General features: G+C 68.9%; 23 protein-coding genes, 1 pseudogene and 1 riboswitch. Of the genes and pseudogenes, 14 read left to right on the forward strand and 10 right to left on the reverse strand.

The features are described 5' to 3' along the window. Positions 1-20: 20 nt before the first annotated feature. A complete protein-coding gene (locus tag ASF60_RS07895; protein WP_056183054.1) occupies positions 21-1,742 on the reverse strand; it encodes an efflux RND transporter periplasmic adaptor subunit in 1,722 nt (573 codons plus the stop codon). A 90-nt stretch (positions 1,743-1,832) separates the two neighbouring features. Next, positions 1,833-2,339, reverse strand: coding sequence for a hypothetical protein (locus tag ASF60_RS07900; RefSeq protein WP_443136744.1), 507 nt, complete (start codon positions 2,337-2,339; stop codon positions 1,833-1,835). A 354-nt stretch (positions 2,340-2,693) separates the two neighbouring features. Between ASF60_RS07900 and ASF60_RS07905 the strand changes: the two genes are divergently transcribed. Beyond that, positions 2,694-4,274 carry a multicopper oxidase family protein gene (locus tag ASF60_RS07905; RefSeq protein ID WP_056183061.1) on the forward strand — a complete coding sequence of 527 codons (1,581 nt, stop codon included), beginning with the start codon at positions 2,694-2,696 and terminating at the stop codon, positions 4,272-4,274. A gap of 83 nt (positions 4,275-4,357) precedes the next feature. Here the strand turns inward: ASF60_RS07905 and ASF60_RS07910 are convergent, their stop codons facing one another. Continuing rightward, entirely contained in the window at positions 4,358-4,561 is a 204-nt protein-coding gene (locus ASF60_RS07910) for a DUF2934 domain-containing protein (protein ID WP_056183064.1), read from the reverse strand. Positions 4,562-4,669: 108 nt separating this feature from the next. After that, positions 4,670-4,873: riboswitch (cobalamin riboswitch) on the forward strand. A gap of 468 nt (positions 4,874-5,341) precedes the next feature. Between ASF60_RS07910 and ASF60_RS07915 the strand changes: the two genes are divergently transcribed. The 6 genes and pseudogenes from ASF60_RS07915 to ASF60_RS24305 all read left to right on the forward strand — a co-directional run bounded on the left by ASF60_RS07915 (position 5,342) and on the right by ASF60_RS24305 (position 11,377). Next, positions 5,342-7,456 carry a TonB-dependent receptor gene (locus ASF60_RS07915; RefSeq protein WP_056183250.1) on the forward strand — a complete coding sequence of 705 codons (2,115 nt, stop codon included), beginning with the start codon at positions 5,342-5,344 and terminating at the stop codon, positions 7,454-7,456. Then, complete coding sequence (locus ASF60_RS07920) at positions 7,456-8,919, forward strand: PepSY domain-containing protein (protein ID WP_056183068.1); 1,464 nt, start codon at positions 7,456-7,458, stop codon at positions 8,917-8,919. Before ASF60_RS07915 ends, ASF60_RS07920 begins: the two co-directional genes overlap by 1 nt. Before the next feature lie 332 nt (positions 8,920-9,251). Then, the gene (locus ASF60_RS25120; protein WP_200940929.1) at positions 9,252-9,686 is read left to right on the forward strand and encodes a transposase; all 435 of its coding nucleotides are present in this window, start codon (positions 9,252-9,254) and stop codon (positions 9,684-9,686) included. Between the two features lie 18 nt (positions 9,687-9,704). Further along, a pseudogene (locus ASF60_RS25125) lies at positions 9,705-10,166 on the forward strand (IS1595 family transposase); the annotation flags it as partial. Continuing rightward, on the forward strand, positions 10,163-10,387 hold the full coding sequence (locus tag ASF60_RS24300; protein ID WP_156633938.1) for a hypothetical protein: 225 nt from the start codon (positions 10,163-10,165) through the stop codon (positions 10,385-10,387). The pseudogene ASF60_RS25125 and the gene ASF60_RS24300, both read left to right, overlap by 4 nt. 408 nt (positions 10,388-10,795) lie before the next feature. Next, positions 10,796-11,377 (forward strand): hypothetical protein, encoded by a 582-nt coding sequence (locus ASF60_RS24305; RefSeq protein ID WP_156633940.1) that lies wholly within the window; start codon positions 10,796-10,798, stop codon positions 11,375-11,377. A 65-nt stretch (positions 11,378-11,442) separates the two neighbouring features. On the opposite strand, the gene ASF60_RS24310 is transcribed toward ASF60_RS24305, so the two are convergent. After that, positions 11,443-11,766 carry a hypothetical protein gene (locus ASF60_RS24310; protein ID WP_156633941.1) on the reverse strand — a complete coding sequence of 108 codons (324 nt, stop codon included), beginning with the start codon at positions 11,764-11,766 and terminating at the stop codon, positions 11,443-11,445. A gap of 336 nt (positions 11,767-12,102) precedes the next feature. Here ASF60_RS24310 and ASF60_RS07930 point away from each other — a divergent pair, with 336 nt between their 5' ends. Beyond that, on the forward strand, positions 12,103-12,450 hold the full coding sequence (locus ASF60_RS07930) for a hypothetical protein (protein WP_056183073.1): 348 nt from the start codon (positions 12,103-12,105) through the stop codon (positions 12,448-12,450). Between the two features lie 194 nt (positions 12,451-12,644). Here the strand turns inward: ASF60_RS07930 and ASF60_RS07935 are convergent, their stop codons facing one another. The 4 genes from ASF60_RS07935 to ASF60_RS07950 all read right to left on the reverse strand — a co-directional run bounded on the left by ASF60_RS07935 (position 12,645) and on the right by ASF60_RS07950 (position 14,825). Then, positions 12,645-12,896, reverse strand: coding sequence for a hypothetical protein (locus ASF60_RS07935; protein WP_056183076.1), 252 nt, complete (start codon positions 12,894-12,896; stop codon positions 12,645-12,647). Further along, entirely contained in the window at positions 12,886-13,161 is a 276-nt protein-coding gene (locus ASF60_RS07940; RefSeq protein ID WP_244477045.1) for a hypothetical protein, read from the reverse strand. Before ASF60_RS07940 ends, ASF60_RS07935 begins: the two co-directional genes overlap by 11 nt. Before the next feature lie 106 nt (positions 13,162-13,267). After that, a complete protein-coding gene (locus ASF60_RS07945) occupies positions 13,268-14,143 on the reverse strand; it encodes an SDR family oxidoreductase (RefSeq protein WP_056183079.1) in 876 nt (291 codons plus the stop codon). 88 nt (positions 14,144-14,231) lie between these two features. Next, positions 14,232-14,825, reverse strand: a complete 594-nt coding sequence (locus tag ASF60_RS07950; protein WP_244478367.1) for a phosphatase PAP2 family protein — start codon at positions 14,823-14,825, stop codon at positions 14,232-14,234. Between the two features lie 551 nt (positions 14,826-15,376). Here ASF60_RS07950 and ASF60_RS07955 point away from each other — a divergent pair. Beyond that, a complete protein-coding gene (locus ASF60_RS07955; RefSeq protein ID WP_056183086.1) occupies positions 15,377-16,039 on the forward strand; it encodes a DUF2147 domain-containing protein in 663 nt (220 codons plus the stop codon). Between the two features lie 84 nt (positions 16,040-16,123). Here ASF60_RS07955 and ASF60_RS07960 read toward each other — a convergent pair whose 3' ends face one another. Beyond that, positions 16,124-17,350, reverse strand: a complete 1,227-nt coding sequence (locus ASF60_RS07960; protein WP_056183090.1) for a serine hydrolase domain-containing protein — start codon at positions 17,348-17,350, stop codon at positions 16,124-16,126. A 72-nt stretch (positions 17,351-17,422) separates the two neighbouring features. After that, positions 17,423-17,917 (reverse strand): DUF427 domain-containing protein, encoded by a 495-nt coding sequence (locus ASF60_RS07965; RefSeq protein ID WP_056183094.1) that lies wholly within the window; start codon positions 17,915-17,917, stop codon positions 17,423-17,425. A gap of 125 nt (positions 17,918-18,042) precedes the next feature. Here ASF60_RS07965 and otsB point away from each other — a divergent pair, with 125 nt between their 5' ends. The 5 genes from otsB (at position 18,043) to ASF60_RS26080 (ending at position 22,741) form a co-directional block, all read left to right on the forward strand. Then, on the forward strand, positions 18,043-18,798 hold the full coding sequence (gene otsB, locus ASF60_RS07970) for a trehalose-phosphatase (RefSeq protein WP_056183098.1): 756 nt from the start codon (positions 18,043-18,045) through the stop codon (positions 18,796-18,798). A gap of 66 nt (positions 18,799-18,864) precedes the next feature. Beyond that, a complete protein-coding gene (locus ASF60_RS07975) occupies positions 18,865-19,875 on the forward strand; it encodes a glucokinase (protein ID WP_056183101.1) in 1,011 nt (336 codons plus the stop codon). Positions 19,876-19,940: 65 nt separating this feature from the next. After that, positions 19,941-20,654 carry a DUF2459 domain-containing protein gene (locus ASF60_RS07980; protein ID WP_200940936.1) on the forward strand — a complete coding sequence of 238 codons (714 nt, stop codon included), beginning with the start codon at positions 19,941-19,943 and terminating at the stop codon, positions 20,652-20,654. 86 nt (positions 20,655-20,740) lie between these two features. After that, complete coding sequence (locus tag ASF60_RS07985) at positions 20,741-22,267, forward strand: Do family serine endopeptidase (protein WP_056183253.1); 1,527 nt, start codon at positions 20,741-20,743, stop codon at positions 22,265-22,267. Positions 22,268-22,426: 159 nt separating this feature from the next. Beyond that, positions 22,427-22,741, forward strand: coding sequence for an aldo/keto reductase (locus ASF60_RS26080; protein WP_338011500.1), 315 nt, complete (start codon positions 22,427-22,429; stop codon positions 22,739-22,741). Positions 22,742-22,748 lie beyond the last annotated feature (7 nt).

The following is a 22,748-nucleotide window of genomic DNA, read 5'->3' on the forward strand; positions in this document are numbered from 1 at the left end:
TGCCTCCTCAGCGGACTTGCTCAGCGGACCTGATCGAGGAGTTCGGCACCTTCGGTGACGATGCGCCTGCCCGCGCCGACCCCTTCGGCGACGAGCACGTTGGTCCCGTCGAGGGGCTCGACCCGGACCGGACGGGCCTCGAAACGCTCGGCGGCGACGTGCTCGTAGACGATCGCCTGCCCGTTCCCGGAGCGGATGACGGCGGCGCGCGGAAGGGCGAGGCCGGACTGTTCGGTATCGGTGCCCGCCAGCACGGTGAGGAACTGCCCGACCCGCAGCCCGCTGGTGCTGCCCTGCACGGCGAACTGGACCGGAAGGGCCTGGTTTCGGTCGGCGAGGCCCGCGCCCTTGTAGACCAGGGACAGGGTGCGCCCGTCGGCGAAGCGGGCCGTGGCGTTCTGGGCCGTGGTCAGGGCGTCGAAGCTGAGCGCCTCGACCCACAGGCGGTCGGGGTCCACGATCTGGAACACCATGGCGCCGGCCGCCGCCATCTGGCCCGCCACCGCGGAGGCCTGCGCGATCACCCCGTCGACGGGCGCGACCAGGGCCTCCGGTTGATGGCGCACCTTGTCGAGGGCCAGGCGGCGGTCCCGCGCTCCCTGCAGTTCGGAGAGGGCGTCGTCGAGCTGGGTCTGGGCGACGGCCCCGGTGGTCGCGAGCTTGCGGTAGCGATCCACCCGCCGCGCGAGGACGTCGATCTGCTGGTCGAGCTCGCCCTGGCGCTGGCGCATGTCCGAGACGTCGATGGCCTGGACCGGGGGCGTCACGTAGGCGAGCACGTCCCCCTTCTTCACGATCGTGCCGAGCCGCGGGAAGAGCCCGGAGGGCGGCGGCGACAGGCGGCCGCCCACAGAGGATTGCACGACGCCGCTGGCGTTCGGGTCCGGAATGACGCGGGCCGGCAATTCGACGGTGCGGTGGAAGGTGCCCTGCTTCGTCAGAGTGGTGCGCAGGTCGAGGAGGCGCTGGGTCGGCTTGGGTACGAACACGGAGCCGTCGGGCAGGCGCTGGGCGAGGTCCGTCGCGGCTTTTCCGGGACCCGGCAGGGCGGCCCCCGTCACCGGCGCGCCGTGATCCTCGTCGCCATGGGCGAAGGCGAGCGTGCCCAGGGCCAAGATGACGGCCAGGGCCGCGGCCAGCACGGCCCCCAGCCTCAGGCTGCGCCGGACCCGCGTCAGTCCGGTGACCAGCACCCCGAGGAGGAAGGCGCCCGCTGCGATCAGCATCGGGTTCTGTGCGCCGAGGCGCGCCTTCAGTTCGGCGACCGGAGAGGCCATCCCCTCGGACATCGGCCCGCCGGTGGCCGGCGCGGTCGCCGAAGACGCCCCCGCCTTCGGCATGGACAGCGGCACGGTGAGGATGTCGACCACGTCCCCCGCGCTGACGGTCACCAGCAAGTAGTGCAGGCCCGACTTGGCGAGCCACGGCACGGGCAGAGCGTAGGCCCCGTCCGCCGTCTTCTCGGCCGTCTGCTGGCCGTCCGGCGTCTCCACCGTCAGGACCGCGTCCCGGACGGGCTGGTTCGTCCGGAAGTGGTCGAGGTAGAACGTCACCGAGGCATCCCGCAGGATGGCGGTCAACTCGAAGGCATCCGAGACGGCCTCGCCGCGCGGGGCGACGGACGTCAGCACCAGCGCGGGCGTGGCCCCGTCGTCGTGCCCCTCATGAGCCTGCGCGGGACCCGCCAGCGTACCGACCAGCAGCCACACCGCGCCCAGGGCGGCGGCAATTCGAAAAACCATGGGAGAAGCTTCCTCGCGTTCAAATCCCGGGCGTGCCCCCGCCTTTGGCGGGCACGATCCGACCGTCGAGCGCCTCGGGGGCGCCGTTCGTTACGCGCGGAGTCTGGGGGGCCTGGAGAGCGTCTCGGGTCCGAGACCGCGGCGGCGATCGACCTGCCGGGAGACGCGGACCACCCGTCCGTAGGCGAGCGTCGGCAAGGTGGCCGTGGCCGACAGGATGCCCGACGCGCAGCAGATCGGGGTTCCGCAGCGGGTGCCCGTGCACGGACCGGAGCAGCAGCCCCGCCCCGTGTCGTCGGAGATCAGCACCGCCACACGGACCACGGCCGCAGCGCCGAGCAAGACCTCTTCACTGAGGAGGGCTTTCTCACCAAGCAGGGCTTGTTTGCTGAGAAAGGCTTGGTCGCCGAGCACGGCGGGCATTCCCGAACCGACGGTCACCGCCGTGGCGATGTCGGGCGTTGCGGACGCGCCCGCCGGCGCGCTGGGCGCCTCCGCCGTCGTCAGGGCGGCCGTATCCGCAGGGTGATGGCCCTCGTGAGCCCGAGCAGCGGACGGCGCGACGTAGGCGATGATCATCACGATCACCGCCGCCATCAGGCGCACGAATTGCTGCTCGAATCTCATAGGGGCTGGTTACACCATTTCCTGACACCGAGAAATAGGTGGAATTCAGTATGACGGATCGGCAGACGATTTTTATCCTTAAAGATCTCATCACGCCGCGAATGTCATGGGCTCTGCTCTATCAATAGCCGGGAGGATGAGGCTAAAAGATTCGGTCAGAGGCCCATCTGAAGGCATCGCCGTCGAAACGACGGCCCCGTTACCAGGGCAGCGCCGATCGGTCCGCTACGTCCGCGATCGAGACCCGGTTCGTTCGCGCAACGAACGGCCGCTGGATTGAATTCCAGCCGTCATGGGCGACCGCTTTATCGAAAGACCACCGACATGCAGCGGCGCACATTCCTGGCAGGTCTTGCGGGGGTCCTCGGAACCGGACCGGCATGGGCTCAGATGAAGCACGACATGGGGACCATGGGGGACATGGGGACCATGGGAGCCGGGGCCGGGCCGGGCGGCCCGATGGCACCGATGGCCGGCACCGCGCCGGTCCTGCCGCAGGGGCAGCCGTTGAAGGAGCTGCCCCGGCTCCGCAACCGGTCCACCCGACCCGGTCGATTCGAGGCCACGATCGCGGCGCGCCCCGGCGTGGTTCGCTACGCGGAGGGCCTCGACACGCCGGTGCTGCTCTATGACGGCGGCCATCCGGTGATCGAGGCGCAGGAGGGCGACCGGGTCGCGATCACGTTCCAGAACGGCATTCCAGGGCAACCCTCCACGATCCACTGGCATGGGATGCCGGTGCCGTCCGACCAGGACGGCAACCCGATGAACCCCGTCGCGTCCGGGGCCGAACACGGCTACGCCTTCGACCTGCCCGAGGGCAGTGCGGCGACCTACTGGTTTCATCCGCATCCGCACGGCCTCACCGCCGAACAGGTCTATCGCGGCCTCGCCGGGCTCTTCCTGGTCAAGCCGAAATCCGATCCGATTCCGGCCGCCTATGGCGACACGGTCCTGATGCTGACCGATCTCCGGATCGCGGCGGACGGGACGATGCCGCCCAGCACGATGGTCGACCTGATGAACGGTCGCGTCGGCGACCACGTGCTCGTCAACGGCCAGAGCAATCCGGTGATGACGGTGGCGCCGGGCGAGAAGCGCCGCCTCCGGCTCGTCAACGCGACCAACGCGCGCTACCTGCGCCTGCGCTTCGCGGGCGCCCGCATGACCCTGATCGGCACCGATGGCGGCCTTGTCGAGGCGCCGGTCGCCGTCGACGAGGTGCTGCTCACCCCGGCCGAGCGGGTGGAACTCATCGTCTCCTTCGATCAGCCCGGCCCGGCCAAACTGACCACGCTCGCCTACGAGCGCGGCTGGATGGGACCGGGGGAGCCAAAGGAGGCGGGTAAGGTCCTGCTGACCGCGAACGTGGCGGGACGACCGGCGACGCCGCCACCGCCGCTGCCGAAGATGCTGCGGGCGATCGCCCCGCTCCAGGCCCCGGTCGTCACCCGCCGCTTCGTGCTGACGGAGGACATGGGCTCCATGGATCACGGTGCCATGCCGGGCATGGATCACGGCGGAACCGCGAAAGGCGGTGCCGCCGCCAAGCCGCCCGGCAGCCACGACATGAAGTTCCTGATCAACAACAAGAGCTTCGACATGACCCGCATCGACGAGGTCTCGAAGGTCGGTCAGGTCGAACAATGGGACATCGTCAACCAGTCGGACATGGATCACCCGTTCCATGTCCACGGAACCCAGTTCCAGATCGTCGCCTACGAGAAGGACGGACAGGTCAGGACCCCGGGCTATCGCGCCTGGAAGGACACCGTGAACGTCGTGCCCGGCGAGACGGTCCGGCTCCTGCTGCGCCAGGACCAGCCGGGGCCGCGCATGTACCATTGCCACATTCTCGAGCACGAGGAACTCGGCATGATGGGCGTGCTCGACGTCCGATCCTGACGGTTTTCCGTCTCGGCAGGCGGCACGCGCCTCACCGCGGGCCTCGTCGGCCTAACCTCGCCCGAAGGCGAGCCATGCCGGCCTCACCGGGTGGTCGTGTCGGCCCCCGGCGGCGTCTCCGAGGCGGTCCGGTCGGCGGCCGGCTTGCGGCGGGCCTGCTCGGCGCGGAGTTCCCGCTCGGCCATCAGCCAGAACTCGACCTCGAAGCCTTCGGGACGGTGGTTGCGCTCCCAGATCTCGTGGGCGCGCTCGCGGACCCGTTCGAACGTGATCCCATCCTCGGACATCGTGCTTCTGCTCCTTCGTGACCGGCGATCGCAGGTGCGACCCCCGCCGCGGGGCCAACGCTCCCGGGGGCGAATCGTCCCCGTCGATTGACGCCGGCGCCGGAAACCGCCTAGCTTCGGCGCGACGGTTCCTCGGATCGAGGATCAAAAGGGAACGCGGTGCGGGGCTCTGCCCCAACGCCGCGGCTGCCCCCGCAACTGTAAGCGGCGAGCCCATCATCAACACGTCACTGGGGGTTGCAAGCCTCTGGGAAGACGATGAGAGGGCGGTGACCCGCGAGCCAGGAGACCTGCCGTCAGTCGTGGTCACACGCGAAACGCATCGGGCGGGGTGTCCTGGTGGGTGTCGGGGCGTTCGCATGCGGCGAACGGACCGACCTCGTCGCGGTGACGTGCCACTCCGCGCGACCCGTCGCGTCAGCCGTCCCGTCGATGCCCGTCTGCGCCCGCGCGTCCCGCTCCCGTCCGCCTCGTCCGATCGCCCCGCGCGGTCCGGAGACGGCTGGCTTGCGGACAACGTCGCGTCCGGCACCACTCAGCGATTGTAACATTATAACATTCGCTTTAGCAGAGGTGGCTCGTCGGCCCTGGCCGATGCCCGCGCCCCTTCCCGGTTGTTCCATGTCCCTCGCCCAAATCCCGTCCCGATCCCCACGCGCCCGACGCGCTCGGCAGGGCCACGTCTTGCCCCTGATATCCTTGCCCCCGATATCCCGGCCTCCGATATTCCGGCCCCTCACATCCTGGCCGCTCGCGGCCCTGCTCGGCGGCCTGCTGCCGATGCCGGCCGACGCCGCGCCCGGCGAATCCCACTCGGCCGTCACCCTGGAGACCCTGGAGGTCGCGGGCTCCGGGCGCGGCGGCCCGCCGCCCGCCGAGGGGCTGAACCTGCGCAGCTCGAGCCGCAGCGCCAGCCGCCTCGGCCTGACGCCCCTGGAAACCCCCGCCAGCGTCGACGTGATCGCGGGGGAGACCACGCGCCTGCGCGGCCAGAACACGGTGGCGGAGGCCGTCACCCAGAACGCCACCGGCATCACCACGGTGGCGGCCCCCGGCAACGGCAACGGCGCCTTCACGGCCCGGGGCTTCGCCGGCCCGAACTCGATCCAGCAGCTCTACGACGGCACCCGCCTGTTCGTCGGGGCGGGCACCGTCACCTTCCCGTTCGACACCTGGAACGTCGAGCGCATCGAGGTGCTGCGTGGGCCGGCCTCCGTGCTCTACGGCGACGGCGCCATCGGCGGCGTGATCAACGTCGTGACCAAGAAGCCGGTCTTCACGCCCCTCAACGTGGCGCGCGCGGCCGTCGGCTCGGACGGTTTGGCGCGCTTGGCCCTCGATTCCGGCGGTCCCATCGGGGAGGCGCTCGCCTACCGCCTCAACATCAGCGGCAACCGCGCCGCAGGCTGGATCGCGCCGGACGGCGACTTCCGCAATCTCGCGGTCTCGGGCGCCCTGACCCTGCAGGCGAATCCGGACCTCGCCATCACCCTGAGCCATGATTTCGGCTACCAGGAGCCGGCCCGCTACTGGGGCACGCCGCTCATCGACGGGCGCATCCGCGACGCCATCCGGTTCAACAACTACAACGTCAGCGACGCCCAGATCCTCTGGACCGACAACTGGACGCAGCTGCGAGCGGAGTGGACGCCGAGCGCCGACATCACGATCCGCAACACCGCCTACCGGCTCCAGAGCCGGCGCCAGTGGCGGGACGTCGAGCAATACGCCTTCAACCGCGACACCGGGCGGATCGACCGCTCGGACTATCTCGAAATCTACCACAGCCAGGAGCAGATCGGGAATCGCCTCGACGCGACGATCCGGGGCACAGTGTTCGGATTCCGCAACGAATTCCTGGCCGGGTTCGACGTCAACGCCATCGCGTTCCGGCACACCAACAACTTCAGCTCCGAGGGCGGCGGCCTCACCACCAGCGTCGATCCCTTCGCCTATGACCCGGGTCTGTTCCCGGCCAATGGCCGCGCCACTCCGGCCTACGCCACCAACACGCGCCAGGCCTCGGTCTTCGCCGAGAACCGCCTGATCCTGTCCGATCAGCTCTCGCTGCTGGCCGGCATGCGCTACGACGCGCCGGTGCTGCACCGGACCAACCTCGTCACGGGCGCCGCCTTCGAGCAGGATTTCCAGGCGCTCAGCTACCGCTTCGGCGCCGTCTACAACCCGACCCCCCTGCTGGCGCTCTACGCCCAATACGCCACCGCCACCGATCCGGTCGGCAGCCTGATCTCGCTGTCGCAGAATCTGTCCGGTTTGAAGCTCTCCACCGGCGAGCAGGTGGAGGTCGGCGCCAAGGGCGTCGCCTGGAACGGCCGGGCCGAGTGGACCCTGGCCGGCTACCGCATCGTCAAGGACAATCCGATCACGCGGGTGCCGGGCGAGGCGGCGCTCGCGACCCAGGTCGGGCAGCAATCCTCCCTCGGCGTCGAGGCGGCCCTGAGCCTGCACCTGTTCGAGGCCTGGCGCATCGACGCCAACGTGGCCCTGCTTCACGCCCAGTACGACGCCTTCAACCAAAGGGTCGGGAGCGCAGTGGTCTCCTATGCCGGACGCCAGCCCATCGACGTGCCGGAGCGCGTCGGCAATCTCTGGGTCAATTGGGCCTTCGCCCCCGCCTGGGAGGCCCGGATCGGCCTGCAGCACGTGGGCGAGACCTTCAGCGACTTCGGCAACCAGGCGCAGCGCCCGGCCTACACCCTGGTCAATGCCGGTCTCGACCATCAGGTCACGCCGTCCTCGCGGCTGTCCCTGCGAGCCTACAACCTCTTCGACGAGATCTACGCGATCAGCGGCAACGCGGTGAACGGGGTCGGCACCAACTGGCTGCTCGGCCGCCCGCGCTCCTTCGAGGTGGCCTACAGCGTGCGGTTCTGATGCGGGCGCCTTCGACGCGGGCGCTCCTGAAGCCCGTCAAGCGCTGGCTGATCCTCGGCCATCGCTGGCTCGGCATCGTCACCGGGCTGTTCCTCGCCGCCTGGGTGCTGTCGGGGCTGGTGATGCTCTACGTGGCGTTCCCGGCCCTCACCGAGGCCGAGCGCCTGTCCCATCTCACGCCCATCGCCTGGGACCGGGTGCATCTCGGCCCCGACGCGGCCCTGGCCCGGGCCGGGCTCGACCCGCCCCCCGGCGGCCTCAGCCTGTCGATGCGGGGCGGGGCGCCGGTCTATCAGGTCACCACCCGCGACGGCGCGCGCCACGCGGTCTCGGCCGAGACCGGGCAGACCCTCGGCCCCATCGACGCGGCGGCGGCCGTGGCGTCGTTCGGGCCGGGCGCCACCGTGCGGGCGGTGCGGCGCGACCAATGGACGGTGCGGGACCGCTACGACCCTCTGCGCCCCTTCCACGTGGTGGCGCCGGGCGACGCGTCCGGCACCGAGCTCTACGTCTCGGCCCGCACCGGCGCGGTCGTGCTCGATACCACCCGCCGGGAGCGCCTGTGGAACTGGCTCGGGGCGATCCCGCACTGGCTCTACCCGACGCCCCTGCGGGCCCGGGCCGAGCTGTGGCGCGGCACGGTGCTGTGGGTGTCGGGGATCGCCATCGCGGGGGTGCTCAGCGGCCTCGTCCTGGGGATCTGGCGCCTCCGGCTGCGCCGGCCCTACGCCTCGGGGGTGACGCCCTATCGCGGCCTCGCGCGCTGGCACCACCTCCTCGGCACCCTCGGGGGCCTGAGCCTCCTCACCTTCGTGGCGAGCGGCTGGCTCTCGATGAACCCCAACCACTGGTTCTCGCCCCGCTCCCCGCCGGCACCGATGCGCGAGGCCTATGCCGGGCCTGTCCATCCCGTCGACCGCGCCGCCCTCGACGGCCTTGCTCTCGACGACCTTGACCGCGACGATAGGGCCCGACTCCACACCGTCGAGGTCCGGTTCACCCAGGTCGACGGTCGGCCCGTGCTGATCGCCGCCGACGCGCGGGGTGGGCGGCGCGTGGTTCCGCCGCCGAGCCCGGAGGCCCTGCGGGCGGCCGCCGCCCGCGTCCTGCCGGAGGCCCGCATCGCCGAGATCGAGACGCTGACCGCCTACGACGCCTACTGGTATCCCCACCACGACACCCGGCCCCTGCCGGTGCTGCGGGTGCGCTTCGACGATGCCGCCGCGACCTGGCTCCACCTCGACCCGGAGACCGGCGCGCTCCTCGACCGCCTCGACGCCAGCGGCCGCCTCCAGCGCTGGCTGTTCGAGGCGCCGCACCGCCTCGATTTCGCGATCCTGTTCCAGGCGCGCCCGGCCTGGGACCTCGTGATGTGGCTCCTCAACGGCCTCGGCGCCGGCATCGCCGTCTCGGGCGTGATCCTGGGCTGGCGCCGCCTGCGCCGCACCGCGCGGGTGGGGTAGGGCCGGGCGGAACACGGCATCACCCTGCCGCCGCGCTCCGTCGGCAGCGACAAGCCCGGCACCCCGCCGCCCGAAGGGAGTCCGTGGCGCCAGCGGACGGCGGACCACGCGGCGCCCGGCCGCTCGGCATCCGGAGACGACCGCTTCTCGACCCGGTAGCGGCGGTATCGCCCTGCGCCGGGGCGGGCGGCGCGCGGGCGCTCCGGTTCTGGACGACAGCTGCGCAGAATCCCGGTGCCGCAGGATTTCGGGGCCATAAAATTGGGACTTATATACGTGATTGACCCAAGTTGCTCAGCCGAGTAACGTCTCCTGACTGAGGGAGACAGCCCGTGTTCGCTTCGTTCGACAGCCTTTTTCACCTGATGGCGGCGTTCCCCGACGAGCAAACCTGCGTTGACCATTTCCGCTCGATCCGATGGCGTGACGGCGAGTTCTGCCCCCACTGCAACGGGGGTCGTATCTACTCGTTCTCCGACCGCAAGACATTCAAGTGCCGCGACTGCCGCAAGCGGTTCTCCATTAAGGTCGGGACGATCTTTAAGGACACCAAACTCCCGCTCAGGAAATGGTTCATGGCCATCTGGCTCATCACGAACCACCCTAAGGGCATCGCCAGCACGACGCTCGCCAAGGATCTCAAGATCACGCAGAAGTCCGCTTGGTTCGTCCTGCACCGTCTCCGTCACGCCGCCCGCACGAAGTCGTTCAATGCGCCTTTGCATGGCACCGTTGAGGCGGACGAGACGTTTGTTGGCGGCAAATAGAAGAACAAACACGCCAAGGACCGCAAGGGCGGCACACAAGGCGGCGCCGGCAAGGCCATCGTGCTTGGCATGATCGAACGTGACGGCGAACTTCGTACCGTTGTCGTAAACGACCTCAAGGCCAAGACCGTTCAGGCCATTATTCGCGAGAACGTCGCCGCCGGCTCGAAACTCATGACCGACGAGGCGGGTTCGTATCGTGGTCTAGGACGTGACTACCAACATCACACCGTGAACCACGGTGCCGGCGAGTACGTCCGGCACTACGTTCTGCACACGAACTCCATCGAGTCTGTTTGGGCGATCCTGAAGCGTCAGATCATCGACGTACACCATTGGGTGTCGCCCAAGCACCTAAGCCGTTACGCCAACGAGATGACGTGGCGCTTCAACCGTCGCGCCCTAAGCGCTACGGACAGAATGAACGATATCTTTGCGGGGATGGAGGGGCGTCTGCGCTACAAGGCACTGATCTCATGACCGGCGACGACCGCAAAACGGAGCCGCCATTCGGCCTTGATATGGATTTTGGAGAGGCGCTCGAACGGTTCATCGCGACGAAGCCGCGTGAGATAGAAGAGGGCGTTGAGCGCTCAAAACAAAAAAAGCCGCCGGGGGGCGATGCCCCTCGACGGCCAGGACGGATGAGCCGCCAAAATCCTTCTACGGTTCGAAAAGGCGAACCTAACGAAGGCTGTTAGATATGCTGACCGCAGCAGCGAGGATGGCGGCGGACAGTCTCAATCCGTCCGTAACGGATGCGGCGGTACTCACGAACAATGTGGCAGCAACGATTGCGCTTATTCATCGGCATTCTCCGATGGCCGTTGAAAGGGCAGCGCGCAGGTGCTATAAGAACTTCGCTTGTTAGGCACCTTCACGCCTAGAGAACCGGACGGCGGGGGGCCAACCCACCGTCCGGGCGCAGTCCCGAAAGGTCCGTTTCAGGGGTTCAGCCTGACTCGGGCCTTTCGTTCGTTATGGACAACCCAAGCCTTGTCGCATGAGTCGTGAGCCGACGCAACACGAACAACACGTCTGTTTGTTTTTTGTGTTCGACCTCCAGAAATTTGTGGTAGCGTCTCCGCCGGACAGGACGGAGGTCTGCCATGGATCGCGCTTATGCGAATGCGTTGAAACGCAAACAGGATCTAGCGAGCGAGTTGGCTGAGGTTGATACGTTCTTGAAACTGTACGCGCGTTTTCAAGGGGACGGGGCTGCGGAGAGCGCTGGGATTGAGGGCGAACAACAAGCCGATGCTTCAGCGAGCGCGGGCCAGAATATCACGCGGAACCGGCTCAAGAAGTTTTCACACGCCGCCAGAAAGCGTGCCTACGGCGGCAGGGGAACGCCGCCGGTGCTTGTTGCAGACGCGGCAGTTGAGGCCATCCTTAGCGCAGGCCATCCCTTAGAACGGGAGGAACTCGTAGAGGTGGTTGAGGCCAAAGGGTACACAATCGCGAGCACCGACAAGCCAAGCTACATTAACATCATTATGCTGCGTCATGCAGGAGATCGTGCCGTCAAGATCGGTGGAAAGTGGGGGGCACCAGACATGGAGTCCCAAGCGAACACAGAACACGAACAGCCTAAAATGGAGGAGCCGTTAGGTCCCTCATTCCCCGGCATGACATCACAAGACAAGCTGTTCCAGGGCCCTCCGCTTCCGCATGATACGGATCGTCACTAGCTCTCCGGTGAAACGCAAAAAGCCCGGCGCTAGGCCGGGCTTTTTCGTGCCTGTTTGGGTCTGGACTACTCGCTCTCGTAGTTCAGGTCGCCACCTAATGCTGGCGCCTTATAGGCCGAGTCCGTGGTGCCAGACCTTTTCAGCCAGTCCTCGCGAATAGCCTTGGCTACAGCTTTGATGCCTTTGGCCAGATCGTCGAGCGTGTCTGGGTCTGCCGGCACGTATATCTCACCAATTTGAACGCCGTCTTCTCCCGTGTAATGTAGCCAGACGCGGTCAGGCTTCGCATACTCGATGAATAGATCAGTTATTGACTTACCACCCGATCTCAGCCGCCTGCGATCTTTGATTTCAACTACCCAGCCGGAGGGTAGGGCTTTCACTGCCATGTCCGCGTCTCCTGTTAGAGCACAGGATGTCGCCATCAGAACAGCGGGTCAAGCACGTATATAGGTCCCTAAAATTTCGAGCCCACAGAATCTCCGTGCCGCAGGACCTCGGTGTCGCAGGACCTCGGTGTCGCAGGACCTCGGTGTCGCAGGACCTCGGCGACACGGCGACAGTGGAAGCGAGGCGGGTGTTCGTGGCACAATCGGTTCGGGGTTGCGCGGTTTCCGTCGAAGGCCGGCGGGCCGTGACGGGTTCGGTGACGCCGATTGCGGCGTGCCGCCGCCGTCCGTCCGGCACGCCCGCATCCCCCCGTTCGCACGCAGGAGCCCGACGCCATGATCCGCCCACGGACGACCGTGCTGTCCCATGCGGCTCCCCCGGGACCGGCCGCGCCCTCCGCACCGCCCTGGCAGGAAGCGATCGTGCCGATCGCCGAGGCCCTGCTGAGCCTGGTGGCGGCCGTGGAGAGCGGGCCGACCGCCGGCCCCGCCGTCAAGGCCTTCCAGGCCGCGATCCGGCGCAAGGGCGAGGAGGCGTCCGCCGCCGGCGGGCGCGAGGCGATGGAGGCCGCCCTGCGGCAGGTGGCCGATGCCGCCGGCGACCGCGCCGCGCGCCGGGACCGCATCATCGACACGGCCTGGGCCGGCCTGCCGGGCTGGCGCCCGGACGAGTCCCGCCCCTGACCGCCTGCCGCCCCCGCCGCGCGGGTTCCTCCCCGGACGGAAAGGGCGCTCCGGGGCGACTCACGCCCCCGCCCGGATCGCCGCAACCCACGAATCCTGCAATCGACGATCCTGCATCCCACGGCGCGGGATCGTGCCCGACCCCGCCGGCGCCGTGCGAACCCGGGCGCCCGGCGCGCCGGACGGTCGGCCCCTCAGTGCGGCGCGGCCGGCGTCGTGTCCCGCTGCAGGGCGGCGGCTTCGGCCAAAGCCGCCCGGCCCTGGACCCAGGCGGCCTCGGCATCGGGCAGCGCGTAGGGCGCCGTCCGCACGGGGTGCAGGCCCGCCCGCAGGGTCCAGCGATAGCGGCCGGCATCCTCGGGGCAGGGCTCGACCTGGAGGGTGAGGGGCCCGCCCGTCTCCTCGGCCGGAGGGGTGTTCTGTGCCGGGGTGGGGTCACGCGTCATGGTGGTCGCCTCCGCTGCCGTACCGGTGGATCTCGGATTCGGGCGGACGCGCCGGTCCGGGCGGACGGTCGGGAAACTCCATCCAATCCGTGAAGGCGTCGGCCGGGTAGCTGTGCTGGCAGGAAGCGACGTGCCAGGGCCGGGGATCGACCGCGTTCTCCGGGTCCCAGCGGATCACCGCCCGCCGGTCCGGGTCGTCCCGGTGGATCGCGATAATCCAGCGCCCGTCCTGCGGCGCCCGGTCCATGGCCCTCCAGGTCCGCATCGTGCCGTCCCCCCTGTTCGAGGCGACAGGAACGCACGAAGGGCCGGAACCGTTCGGTCCCGGCGCTTCGGTTTCTGGGATAGGCGCTTCGGTTTGTCGGGTCGGGTCAGAGGACCGGCATGGCTCCGGCCACGGTGACGAGGGCGCCAGAGGTGTAGCTGCTCTCCGGCGAGGCCAGCATCACGTAGGCGGAGGCGAGTTCGGCCGGCTGGCCCGGACGCCCGAACGGGACCTGGCTGCCGAAGGACTTGACCGAATCCTCGCTCATCCCCGAGGGAATGAACGGCGTCCAGATCGGTCCCGGCAGCACGCCGTTCACCCGGATGCCCTTCTCGGCCAGGAGCTGCGACAGGCTCAGCACCATGTTGCTCAGGGCGCCCTTGGTGGCGCTGTAGGCCATCAGCGAGGGCATCGGGTGCTTGGAGTTCACCGAGGAGGTGAAGATCACCGAGGCGCCGGGCTTCAGGTGGGGCAGGGCGGCCTTGGTCAGGTAGAACGGTCCGAACACGTTGGTGCGGAAATGGTCCTCGAAGACCGTGTCCTCGATGGCGTCGAGCCCCTGGTTCGGCTGCTGGAAGGCGCCGTTGTTCACCAGGACGTCGAGGCGGCCGAAGGCGGCGACGGTCCGCTCCACCAGGTCGCGGCCGTGGGCCGGGTCCTTGAGGTCGCCCGGCAGCAGGAGGGCGCGGCGCCCGGCCTTCTCGATCCAGCCGGCCACGGCCTCGGCATCCGCCTGCTCCTCCGGCAGGTAGGCGATCGCCACGTCGGCCCCTTCGCGGGCGAAGGCGATGGCCACGGCCCGGCCGATGCCGCTGTCGCCACCGGTGATCAGGGCGGCCTGGCCCGTCAGCTTGCCCGAGCCCCGGTAGCTCGCCTCGCCGTGATCCGGCTCGGGGGCCATCCTGCCGGTCTTGCCGGGAAAGCTCTGCGGCTGGCCCTCGAACGGGGGCCGGGGGTACTGCGTCAAGGGATTGGTGGTCACGCGGAGTCTCCGTTGGAATACCGCGTCAACCGGAGGCTGCGTCGCCCCGTTCCTGCTGCCCGATGCCGCGTGACCGCGACGCGACCTTTCAGAATACCACGCCGGCGATGACATCCCGCCCGAGGGCGATCCGGTGCTCGGCGGCCTCGGCCGAGAGACCGATCAGCGCCCCCGCCGCCACGTCGGACGGGAAGTGCGCGCCGCGCAGAACCTGGACCCCGACGACGCCCAGGGCCGCCGCCGTGGCCACCCCGCGGATCTCCGGATAGGCCCGCCCGGCGGCACTCGCCACCGCCACGCTCAGAGCCGAATGCCCCGACGGAAACGACTGCCACGGCCCGACATTCGGCCCGAACCAGCCGGTCTCGTAGAGGCCTTCGTCCATCAGCACGTTGGGCCGGGTGCGGTGGACGATCCGCTTCACGGTCGTCTTCGTCATCGCCGCCATGACCCCGGAGACGAGCATGTGCCGCCCGGCCTCCGCCAGACGCCGGTCCCGCCGCAGCACCCCCACGGCGAGGGTCCCGGCCGAGAGAGCGAGCAGCCATTTCCAGCCCCCCGCCTCGCTGGCCGCTGCCAGGCCCCGCACCCCGCGGGTGTCCTTCGCACGGGCGAGCGACACACCGAGACGGATGTCCGCCGCCTCCAGGCGCCGCCGCAGCCCCGCCGATTCATCACGCATCAACGGGTCCGCCATTCGGGGTGAAGCACGGCCATAAACGCGGAGCGCCCCGGATCGTTCGATGCCGCGTTCGGCCGGTGCCCCCCCGGCCCGAAACGACCGCGTCGCAGGTCGGATCGTCCTCCCGAGAGCGGCCTGCGAGACCTGCCGCGTCTTCGACGACCACGTGCCGGACGGCCCGGGGCCGTGGCCGGTCGCAGTCGGCGAGAACCGATGCGATCACCTCACCGCCGCGAAGACCCTCGTCGAATTGGGTACCGCCCGGCGTTTTCGCGATCGACCCCACATCTTCGGGATAAGGCTTCGCAACAGGTCTTCGCGAAGTCAGGACAGGCCGGTCCGGCCGATCGTCCGTCCGCATACGACCTGGGAGGTCTGCCCGAAGCTTGTTCGTCGAGCCTGTCGGTGCGCCAAATCTTCGGGACTCACCCATACCGGCCATGATCCCGTCACCTTCGCAGCGGATGGCGAGGCATCAGGTGACGGGCGCTGACCGTCCTTCGGATAGGGGCGGGTCGCCGCGGGGCGAGCGCATGAGGGTTGTTGGAAGCATGATGAATCGTTCGACCATCGCGGGCGCCGCACGCCGGCTGGTGCCCCTGGCCGGCCTCGCGGCCGCTCTTCTGCCGGGCCTTGCTCTGGCCGCTGCCCCGAACGATGCCAGTGGAACCTGGCTCACAGAGGATGGACGCGCCCGGATTCGCACCGAGAAGTGCGGCCCGCAGAACACCAACCTGTGCGGCTATGTGGTCTGGCTGAAGGTGCCCCTGAACGATCAGGGCCAACCCCGCATCGACTTCAAGAATCCCGACCCGAAGAAGCAGGCCCGGCCCTCCCTCGGCCTGCAGCTCATCATGGGGCTGAAGCCGCAGCCCGACGGCCATTACGGCGGCAAGATCTACAATGCCGACGAGGGCAAGTTCTACGACGTGACGATGTGGTCGGACCAGCCGACCGAACTGTCGGTGCGCGGCTGCCTCCTCGGCTTCCTCTGCGGGTCCCAGACCTGGAACCGGGTCAACGATGTGCTGCCGGGACAGCTTACCGGCCCGACCAACGGCCCCGGCGGGCCGCGCTCCGATGCCGAGTGGGCTCCCAAGGCCCCGGCCGCCGCGTCCGGCGCTCCTGCCGGCGGCGCCGGAACCGCCAAGCCGGCGCCGAAGGCTGCCCCGAAGGCGGGTGCGGCGCCGGCGGCCGCCCCGGCCGCGGAATAGACGGCCCATCCTGTCGACGACCGACTGAACCCAGAAAACGCCGCTCCCGACCCGGGGCGGCGTTTCGCGTTCGCCCCCGAGGACTCAATCCACCAGGGCCGCGTAGGTCAGCACCCGCAATTCGCGCCGGAGCGGCAGCGCCGACGAGGGAGTGAGCTGGGTCAGCAATACCACGGCGAGATCCTCGGCTGGATCGACCCAGAAGGCGGTGCTGGCGAGCCCGCCCCAGGCCACCTCGCCCGGTGTACCGACGATCTGAGCGCGAGCCGGATCGAGCATGACCGAGAAGCCGAGGCCGAAGCCGATGCCCGTGTAGGCCGTCTCGGAGAAGCGCGGCTGGCCCATGGCGGCCAGGTCCCCGTCGAGATGGTTCATGAGCATGAGGTCGACGGTCTTGCGCCCGAGGAGGCGGGCGCCATCGAGTTCGCCACGCCCGAGAAGGAAGCGGCAGAAGCGCATGTAGTCGGACGCCGTCGAAACGAGGCCGCCGCCCCCGGAGGGGCAGGCCGGGGGTGTCGCGAAGCGGCTCCCCACCGCGTCGTCGTAGAGCTTCAGGGTGCGATCCCGGAACAGGCTGTAATTGGCCGCGAGGCGCGGCAGCTTGTCGGCGGGCACGAAGAAGTCGGTATCGACCATGCCCAGCGGCCGGATCACCCGTTCGCGCAGGAAGTCCGCGAAATCCTGGCCCGAGACCACCGCCACGAGATGCCCGAGGACGTCGGTGGCCACCGAGTAGTTCCATTCGGCGCCGGGCTGGGCGAGCAGCGGCTGCCGCGCGAGCCGTCCGACCACGTCGGCCAGGCTCGCCTCCTGGGCCTCTCCGAAATCGACGCCGTTCTGACGGTATAGCGCATCGACGAGGGTCGCCTCCATGAAACCATAGGTCAGGCCGGAGGTGTGGGTGAGCAGGTCGCGGATGGTGATCGGGCGTTGGGCCGGCTCGCTGTCGAACTTCGCTCGGTTGCCGCCGGTGAGAATCCGCATGTCTGTGAATTCGGGCAGGAAGCGGGTGACGGGATCGTCGAGTTGAAAGCGCCCCTCCTCGTAGAGCATCATCACCGCCACCGAGGTCAGCGGCTTGGTCATCGAGTAGATGCGCGCGATGGTGTCAGGCTTGAAGGCTGCGTCGCGGGCGATGTCGGCGCGGCCATGGGCGCGAAAGAACGCGGTCTGTCCGCCACGCGCCAGCATCACGGACAGACCAGCGACCTTGCTATCGCCGACCAGGCGCTGCATCCAGCCGTCGATGCGCTCCAGGCGATCCGGACAGAAGCCCAGAGCCCGTGGCTCGCATCCGATCTCACCCTGCATCCGCACGCTCCATTCCGTGATCACCCTGTCCCGGCATAGCGCGGGAGCGGTCCTGCGCAAGGCCTCGGCCAATCACCAGCCCATGCTTCCGGGACCGCCCTTGAAGGGGCCGATGATGCCCGGGCTGATCCAGCCGCCGTAGAAACCGCCCGGCTGCGGTGTCACCTGCGCATCGCCGACGAAGCATCCATCCATCGGTCCGGCATAGAAGGCGATGTAGCCGGCGATCGCGGAAAACCCAGGTGTCGGAGCGGGGTAGGCCCAGGCAGCGCCCTCGGCACGGGCCAAGCCCGCCACCACGTCGTACAGAACGGCGTGGCCCTTCCACTCGCAGATCCCCGCGCGGCGGGCGGGTCCGAGCACGCCGGCCACCACATCACCAGGCGGAAAGTAATAGGTTGGTGGATGGCTCGTCTCCAGCACGCGATACCCGGCCCGGGTCTCGGCGATGGTCTGACCGGCCAAGGCAACCCGCAGGCGCGCGTCGACGGCCTCCAGCCGTGGTGGCCGCGGATAGTCCCACACGCTCTCCTGGTTCGGGCCGGGCGGGATCGGGGTGGGCCACATGGGTCGGAACCTTGCCTCGGTGGATCGGAAGCCCTGACAGATAGGGCAGGGCGGTGCGGCCGCCCGTTTTCCCCCGGCGCAGGGCATGGTAGCGCAGGCCCGGATCAGACGAAGGGACATCCCGCGTGACCGAGCCGACCGCGTTCGCCGTGTACCTCGACTTCGACGGCACTCTGGTGGAGATCGCCCCCAAGCCCGATCAGGTGCGGGTTGATCCGGCACTCGCCCCGGCCCTGGAGCGCCTGCGCACCCGGCTCGGCGGCGCGCTCGCCATCGTCACCGGGCGGCCGATTGCGGTGATCGACGGCTTCCTCGTACCGGCGCGGTTCGACGTCGCCGGCCTGCACGGCGTCGAGAGCCGGGTGGACGGCGTGGTCTCGGGCGGGCGAGCGGAGGACCATCCCGAGTTGCGCGCCCAGGTTCCGGCCCTGCATGCGGCCGTGGCGGCGCTGGAGCATGTGCTGATCGAGGACAAGGGCGCTTCCGTGGCAGTCCATTGGCGCCTCGCCACGCCAACCGATGCCGCCGCGGCCGAAGACGCGGTCAAGGCCGCTGCGGCCCATCTCGGGAGCGCCTACCGCCTCCAGCTTGGCAAAGCGGTCGGCGAGATCGTGCCCGCCTCCGCCACCAAGGGGCACGCCATCCGGGCGCTCGCCGGGAACCCGCCCTATGCGGGCCGCCGGGCGATCTTTCTTGGAGACGATCTCACCGACGAGAAGGCCTTCGCGGTGGTCAATGAGCTCGGTGGCATTAGCATCCGCATCGGGGGCGCCGAAACCATCGCATCGCGTCGCCTGATCGATCCTGAAGATGTCCGGCGCCTGATCTATGGATGGGCCGATGGCGCCCCCATCGATCCCGACGCCTTGCCGCCAGCCTAGAACCGCATTTCCGGCCCCCAATTTCCCGCCCAGCCCGGTCCCGGGCACCCGATGGAAGAGGCGCGCATGTTCGAGTTCCCCGTTCTCGTCGGTGATATCGGCGGCACCAACGCGCGCTTCGCTGTGGTGCCGGAGGCGGGCGCGAAGCCCATCCTGCTCTCCCACGAGGCGACGGCCGGCCATCCCGATCCCAGCGCCGCCATCCGGGCTTCGCTGGCCCAGGGTGACGGTCCCGCCCCGCGCTCGGCAATCCTCGCGGTGGCGGCCCGGGTCGATGGACCGGCGGTGCAGCTCACCAACGCCCATTGGGTGATCGAGGGTGCCCGGATCGGTCGGGATTTCGGCCTCTCGCGCTCCGTCGTCGTCAACGACTACGTGCCGGTCGCGGCAGGCGCGGCGGGGATCAGCCCCTCCGAGCTCACGCCGATCGGTCCTCATCGCGAGGAAGGCCGGGAGGGCGATCAGGGTGCCCGGCTGGTGCTCGGTCCTGGCACCGGCTTCGGCGCGGCGGCGCTGCTGCCGGTCGGCAAGCGGCTCGTCATCGTCTCCACCGAAGCGGGACACACGGATTTCGGACCGAGCAATGCCGCCGAGCACGCGCTGTGGCCGCACCTGGAGCGCGTCGAGGGTCGCGTGACCGTGGAGACTCTGCTCTCCGGCCCCGGCCTGACGCGGCTCCATGGGGGGCTGCACCGTCTGCGCACCGGCACAGACGGCCCTCGGCGCGATCCGGCATCCGTGACCGAAGCCGGACTCTCGGGCACCGATCCGGATGCGGCAGCGTCCCTGAACCTTTTCGCGAAGCTTCTCGGCAGGGTCTGCGGCGATCTCGCCCTGACCTTCCTGGCGACCGGTGGCGTCTATATCGGCGGCGGGATCGCGCCCCGGATCATCGACGTGCTGCAGCGCGGAGCATTTCGCGAAGGCTTCGAGCGCAAGCCGCCCTTCATCGCACAGATGCAGGTAATCCCCACCAGCGTCATCGCCGTGCACGATCCGGCCCTGACCGGCCTCGCCGCCCTGGCGAGCCAACCCGATCTGTTCGATTATCACGGTCAGGTCTGGCAGCCCGACTGATCGTCCGAAATCCGATGTGCACGCGCCGTACCGCCTTGTACCGGACCGGTCGCCTCTTCGCAGCCATGATGGCCGTCGTGGCGATCACCATCGGCGTGCTGGTCCTGGCGGCGCTGATGACGGCGCACCCGGGCGATCCCGACCTTTATCCCGCTCGTGCAGAGGACGGCGAGACCATCAGCCTCGTCTCGCATGGCTGGCACTCCGGCCTGATCCTGCCCCGCGCGGCCTTGATCGGGCCCGGCGGGGGGCCGGCGCTTGCCAGCATCGCCACCCGGTTTCGCGCCTATCCGCAGATCGAATTCGGCTGGGGCGAAGCCCGTTTCTACCGGGCGACGCCGACCCTGGCGCAATTCGATGCTCGCCTCGCCCTTGAGGCCCTCTTCACGCCGGGGGGTCGCGCAGGCGTCATCCAGGTGGTCGGTCTGGAGCGTCCGGTGCGCGAGAGCTTTCCCGGTTCCGATATCATGCCCGTGCGGGTCTCGCGCGCCGGCCTCGCGCGCCTTCTCACCCGGTTAGAGGCAGGATTCGGCCTCGTGGAGGGACAGCCGATCGCCGGCGGACCAGGCCTCTACGGCCCAAGCCTGTTCTACGAGGGGACGGGACGCTTTTCCTACGCGAATGTCTGCAATCATTGGGCCGCACGGCTGCTGAATGCGGCCGGCCTCCCGATCACGCCAATCCTCGACACGTATCCGGCGGGCTTGCTCCTCGACCTGCGCTGGCGCGCCGGCCTCACGGCCCTTCCTGCCGCGACCGCGAACCTGTCCAAACCGTAATCCTGGCGCCACGCGGGGGTCAGGCGGCACGCCTTACAAACCGGATCACGGCGTGCCGCTGCGCGCCACCCGATCCGGAGTCCATGATGATCGCTCAGCCCAACCGCCTGCGCCGCAATGCTCTCGCCTCGGTCGCCGTTGCATCCCTCGTCGCGACGGGCGCCGCCGGCTTCGGCCTGACCCAACCGTCGACGCCGGCCTATGCCCAGTCCCTGTCCAAGAACCCGATCGAGACGCCCGACCATCCGCCGGGCTCCTTTGCCAGCGTCGTCGACAAGGTGAAGCCGGGCGTCGTCGCCGTGAAGGTGAAACTCGACGATAGCGCCACGTCCGACGATGACGACGGCCCCGGTCAGGGCCAGGGTCAGCAGGTTCCGCCTCAGCTCCGGGAGTTCTTCAAGCGCTTCGGCCAGGGTGGTCCGGGCCAGGGCCAGGGTTTCGGCGCGCCCAAGCGCCAGGGCCAACGCGGCGCCATGGGCTCCGGCTTCATCATCTCGGCCGATGGCTACGTGGTGACCAACAACCACGTCGTCGACAAGGCCAAGTCCGTGCAGGTGACGCTCGACGACAACCGCACCCTCGACGCGAAGGTCATCGGCAAGGACCCCAAGACCGACCTCGCTCTCCTGAAGATCACCGAGGGCGGGACCTTTCCATACGTCTCGCTCAGCAAGTCGGCCCCCCGGGTCGGCGACTGGGTGGTGGCCATCGGCAACCCGTTCGGCCTGGGTGGCACCGTCACTGCCGGCATCGTCTCGGCCCGCGGCCGCGACATCGGTGCCGGGCCTTACGACGACTTCCTGCAGATCGATGCGCCGATCAACAAGGGCAATTCCGGCGGCCCGACCTTCAACGTCGGCGGCGAAGTGGTGGGCGTGAACACCGCCATCGCGTCGCCTTCAGGCGGCAGCGTCGGTCTCGCCTTCGCGATTCCTGCGGAGACCGTTCAGGCGGTGGTCGACCAGCTCCGGGCCGACGGCAAGGTGGCGCGCGGCTATCTCGGGGTTCAGGTCCAGCCGGTGACGAAGGACATCGCCGACGGCCTCGGCCTCGACAAGGCCAAGGGCGCCCTCGTGGACCACGCCGAGGCCGGGACCCCCGCGGCCAAGGCCGGTCTGAAATCCGGTGACGTCATCGAAACCGTCAACGGCACGCCGATCAACGATGCCAGGGAGCTGTCCCGCAAGATCGCCGGCATCAAGCCGGGTGCCAAGGTCGAGCTGACCTACCTGCGCGGCGGCAAGTCCGATACCGCGACCGTGGAACTCGGTGTCCTGCCGAACGACACCCGGGTGGCGAACAACGATCGCGGTTCGTCGGCAAACGGGCAGCCGCGTCTGGGCCTCAGCCTCGCTCCGGCCTCCGAAGTCGGTGCCGGCTCCGAAGGTGTGGCGGTGATGGAGGTCGATCCGGATGGTCCGGCAGCGGCCAAGGGTATCGAGCAGGGCGACATCATCCTCGATGTCGCAGGTTCGAGCGTCTCGCAGCCCTCCGAGGTCGCCGAGCGGATTCGCTCCGCCGAGACAAGCGGCCGGAAGGCGGTCCTGATGCGCGTCAAGAGCCAGAAGGGCGTCACCCGCTTCGTGGCGGTGGCCCTGAACAAGGCAGGCTGATCCCGAGCGGGCTGATCCCAACCCGCCTCGCATCGCGATAAACGAACCCGGCGCCGGCTCATTCCATGGGCCGGCGCCGCCCGTCGTCCGGGCGCCGATGACGTCAGGTCTTTGGCGGGTTCAAGCCTTCGAATGCGTCCGGGGACGCACTGTCAGGTTATGTCAGGCGGCATACGTGACTGTCTCGCAGGTTTCCTTCGCAGAATCTGCGACTCAAGCCCTCGTGCAGCCTCATACGGAGTCCCGTATGGCTCGGTCCTGACCGAGCTTGCCCGGGAATACGGGGTCAAGGATGGCGCGGTGGTGCTGGCTTGGCTTCTCAGGCGCTCGCCCGTGCTGCTTCCGATTGCCGGCACCGGCGATCGGCAGCATCTGGCCGACAACATGGCGGGCGCAGGCCTCGATTGGAGTGAGGCCAAGTACAACGCCCTCGACGCCCAGGGGTGCGCGGCCTGGCAGACCACGCAACCCTGATCCGTCG

Source organism: Methylobacterium sp. Leaf113, assembly GCF_001423325.1.
In the GTDB taxonomy this organism is placed as follows: domain Bacteria; phylum Pseudomonadota; class Alphaproteobacteria; order Rhizobiales; family Beijerinckiaceae; genus Methylobacterium.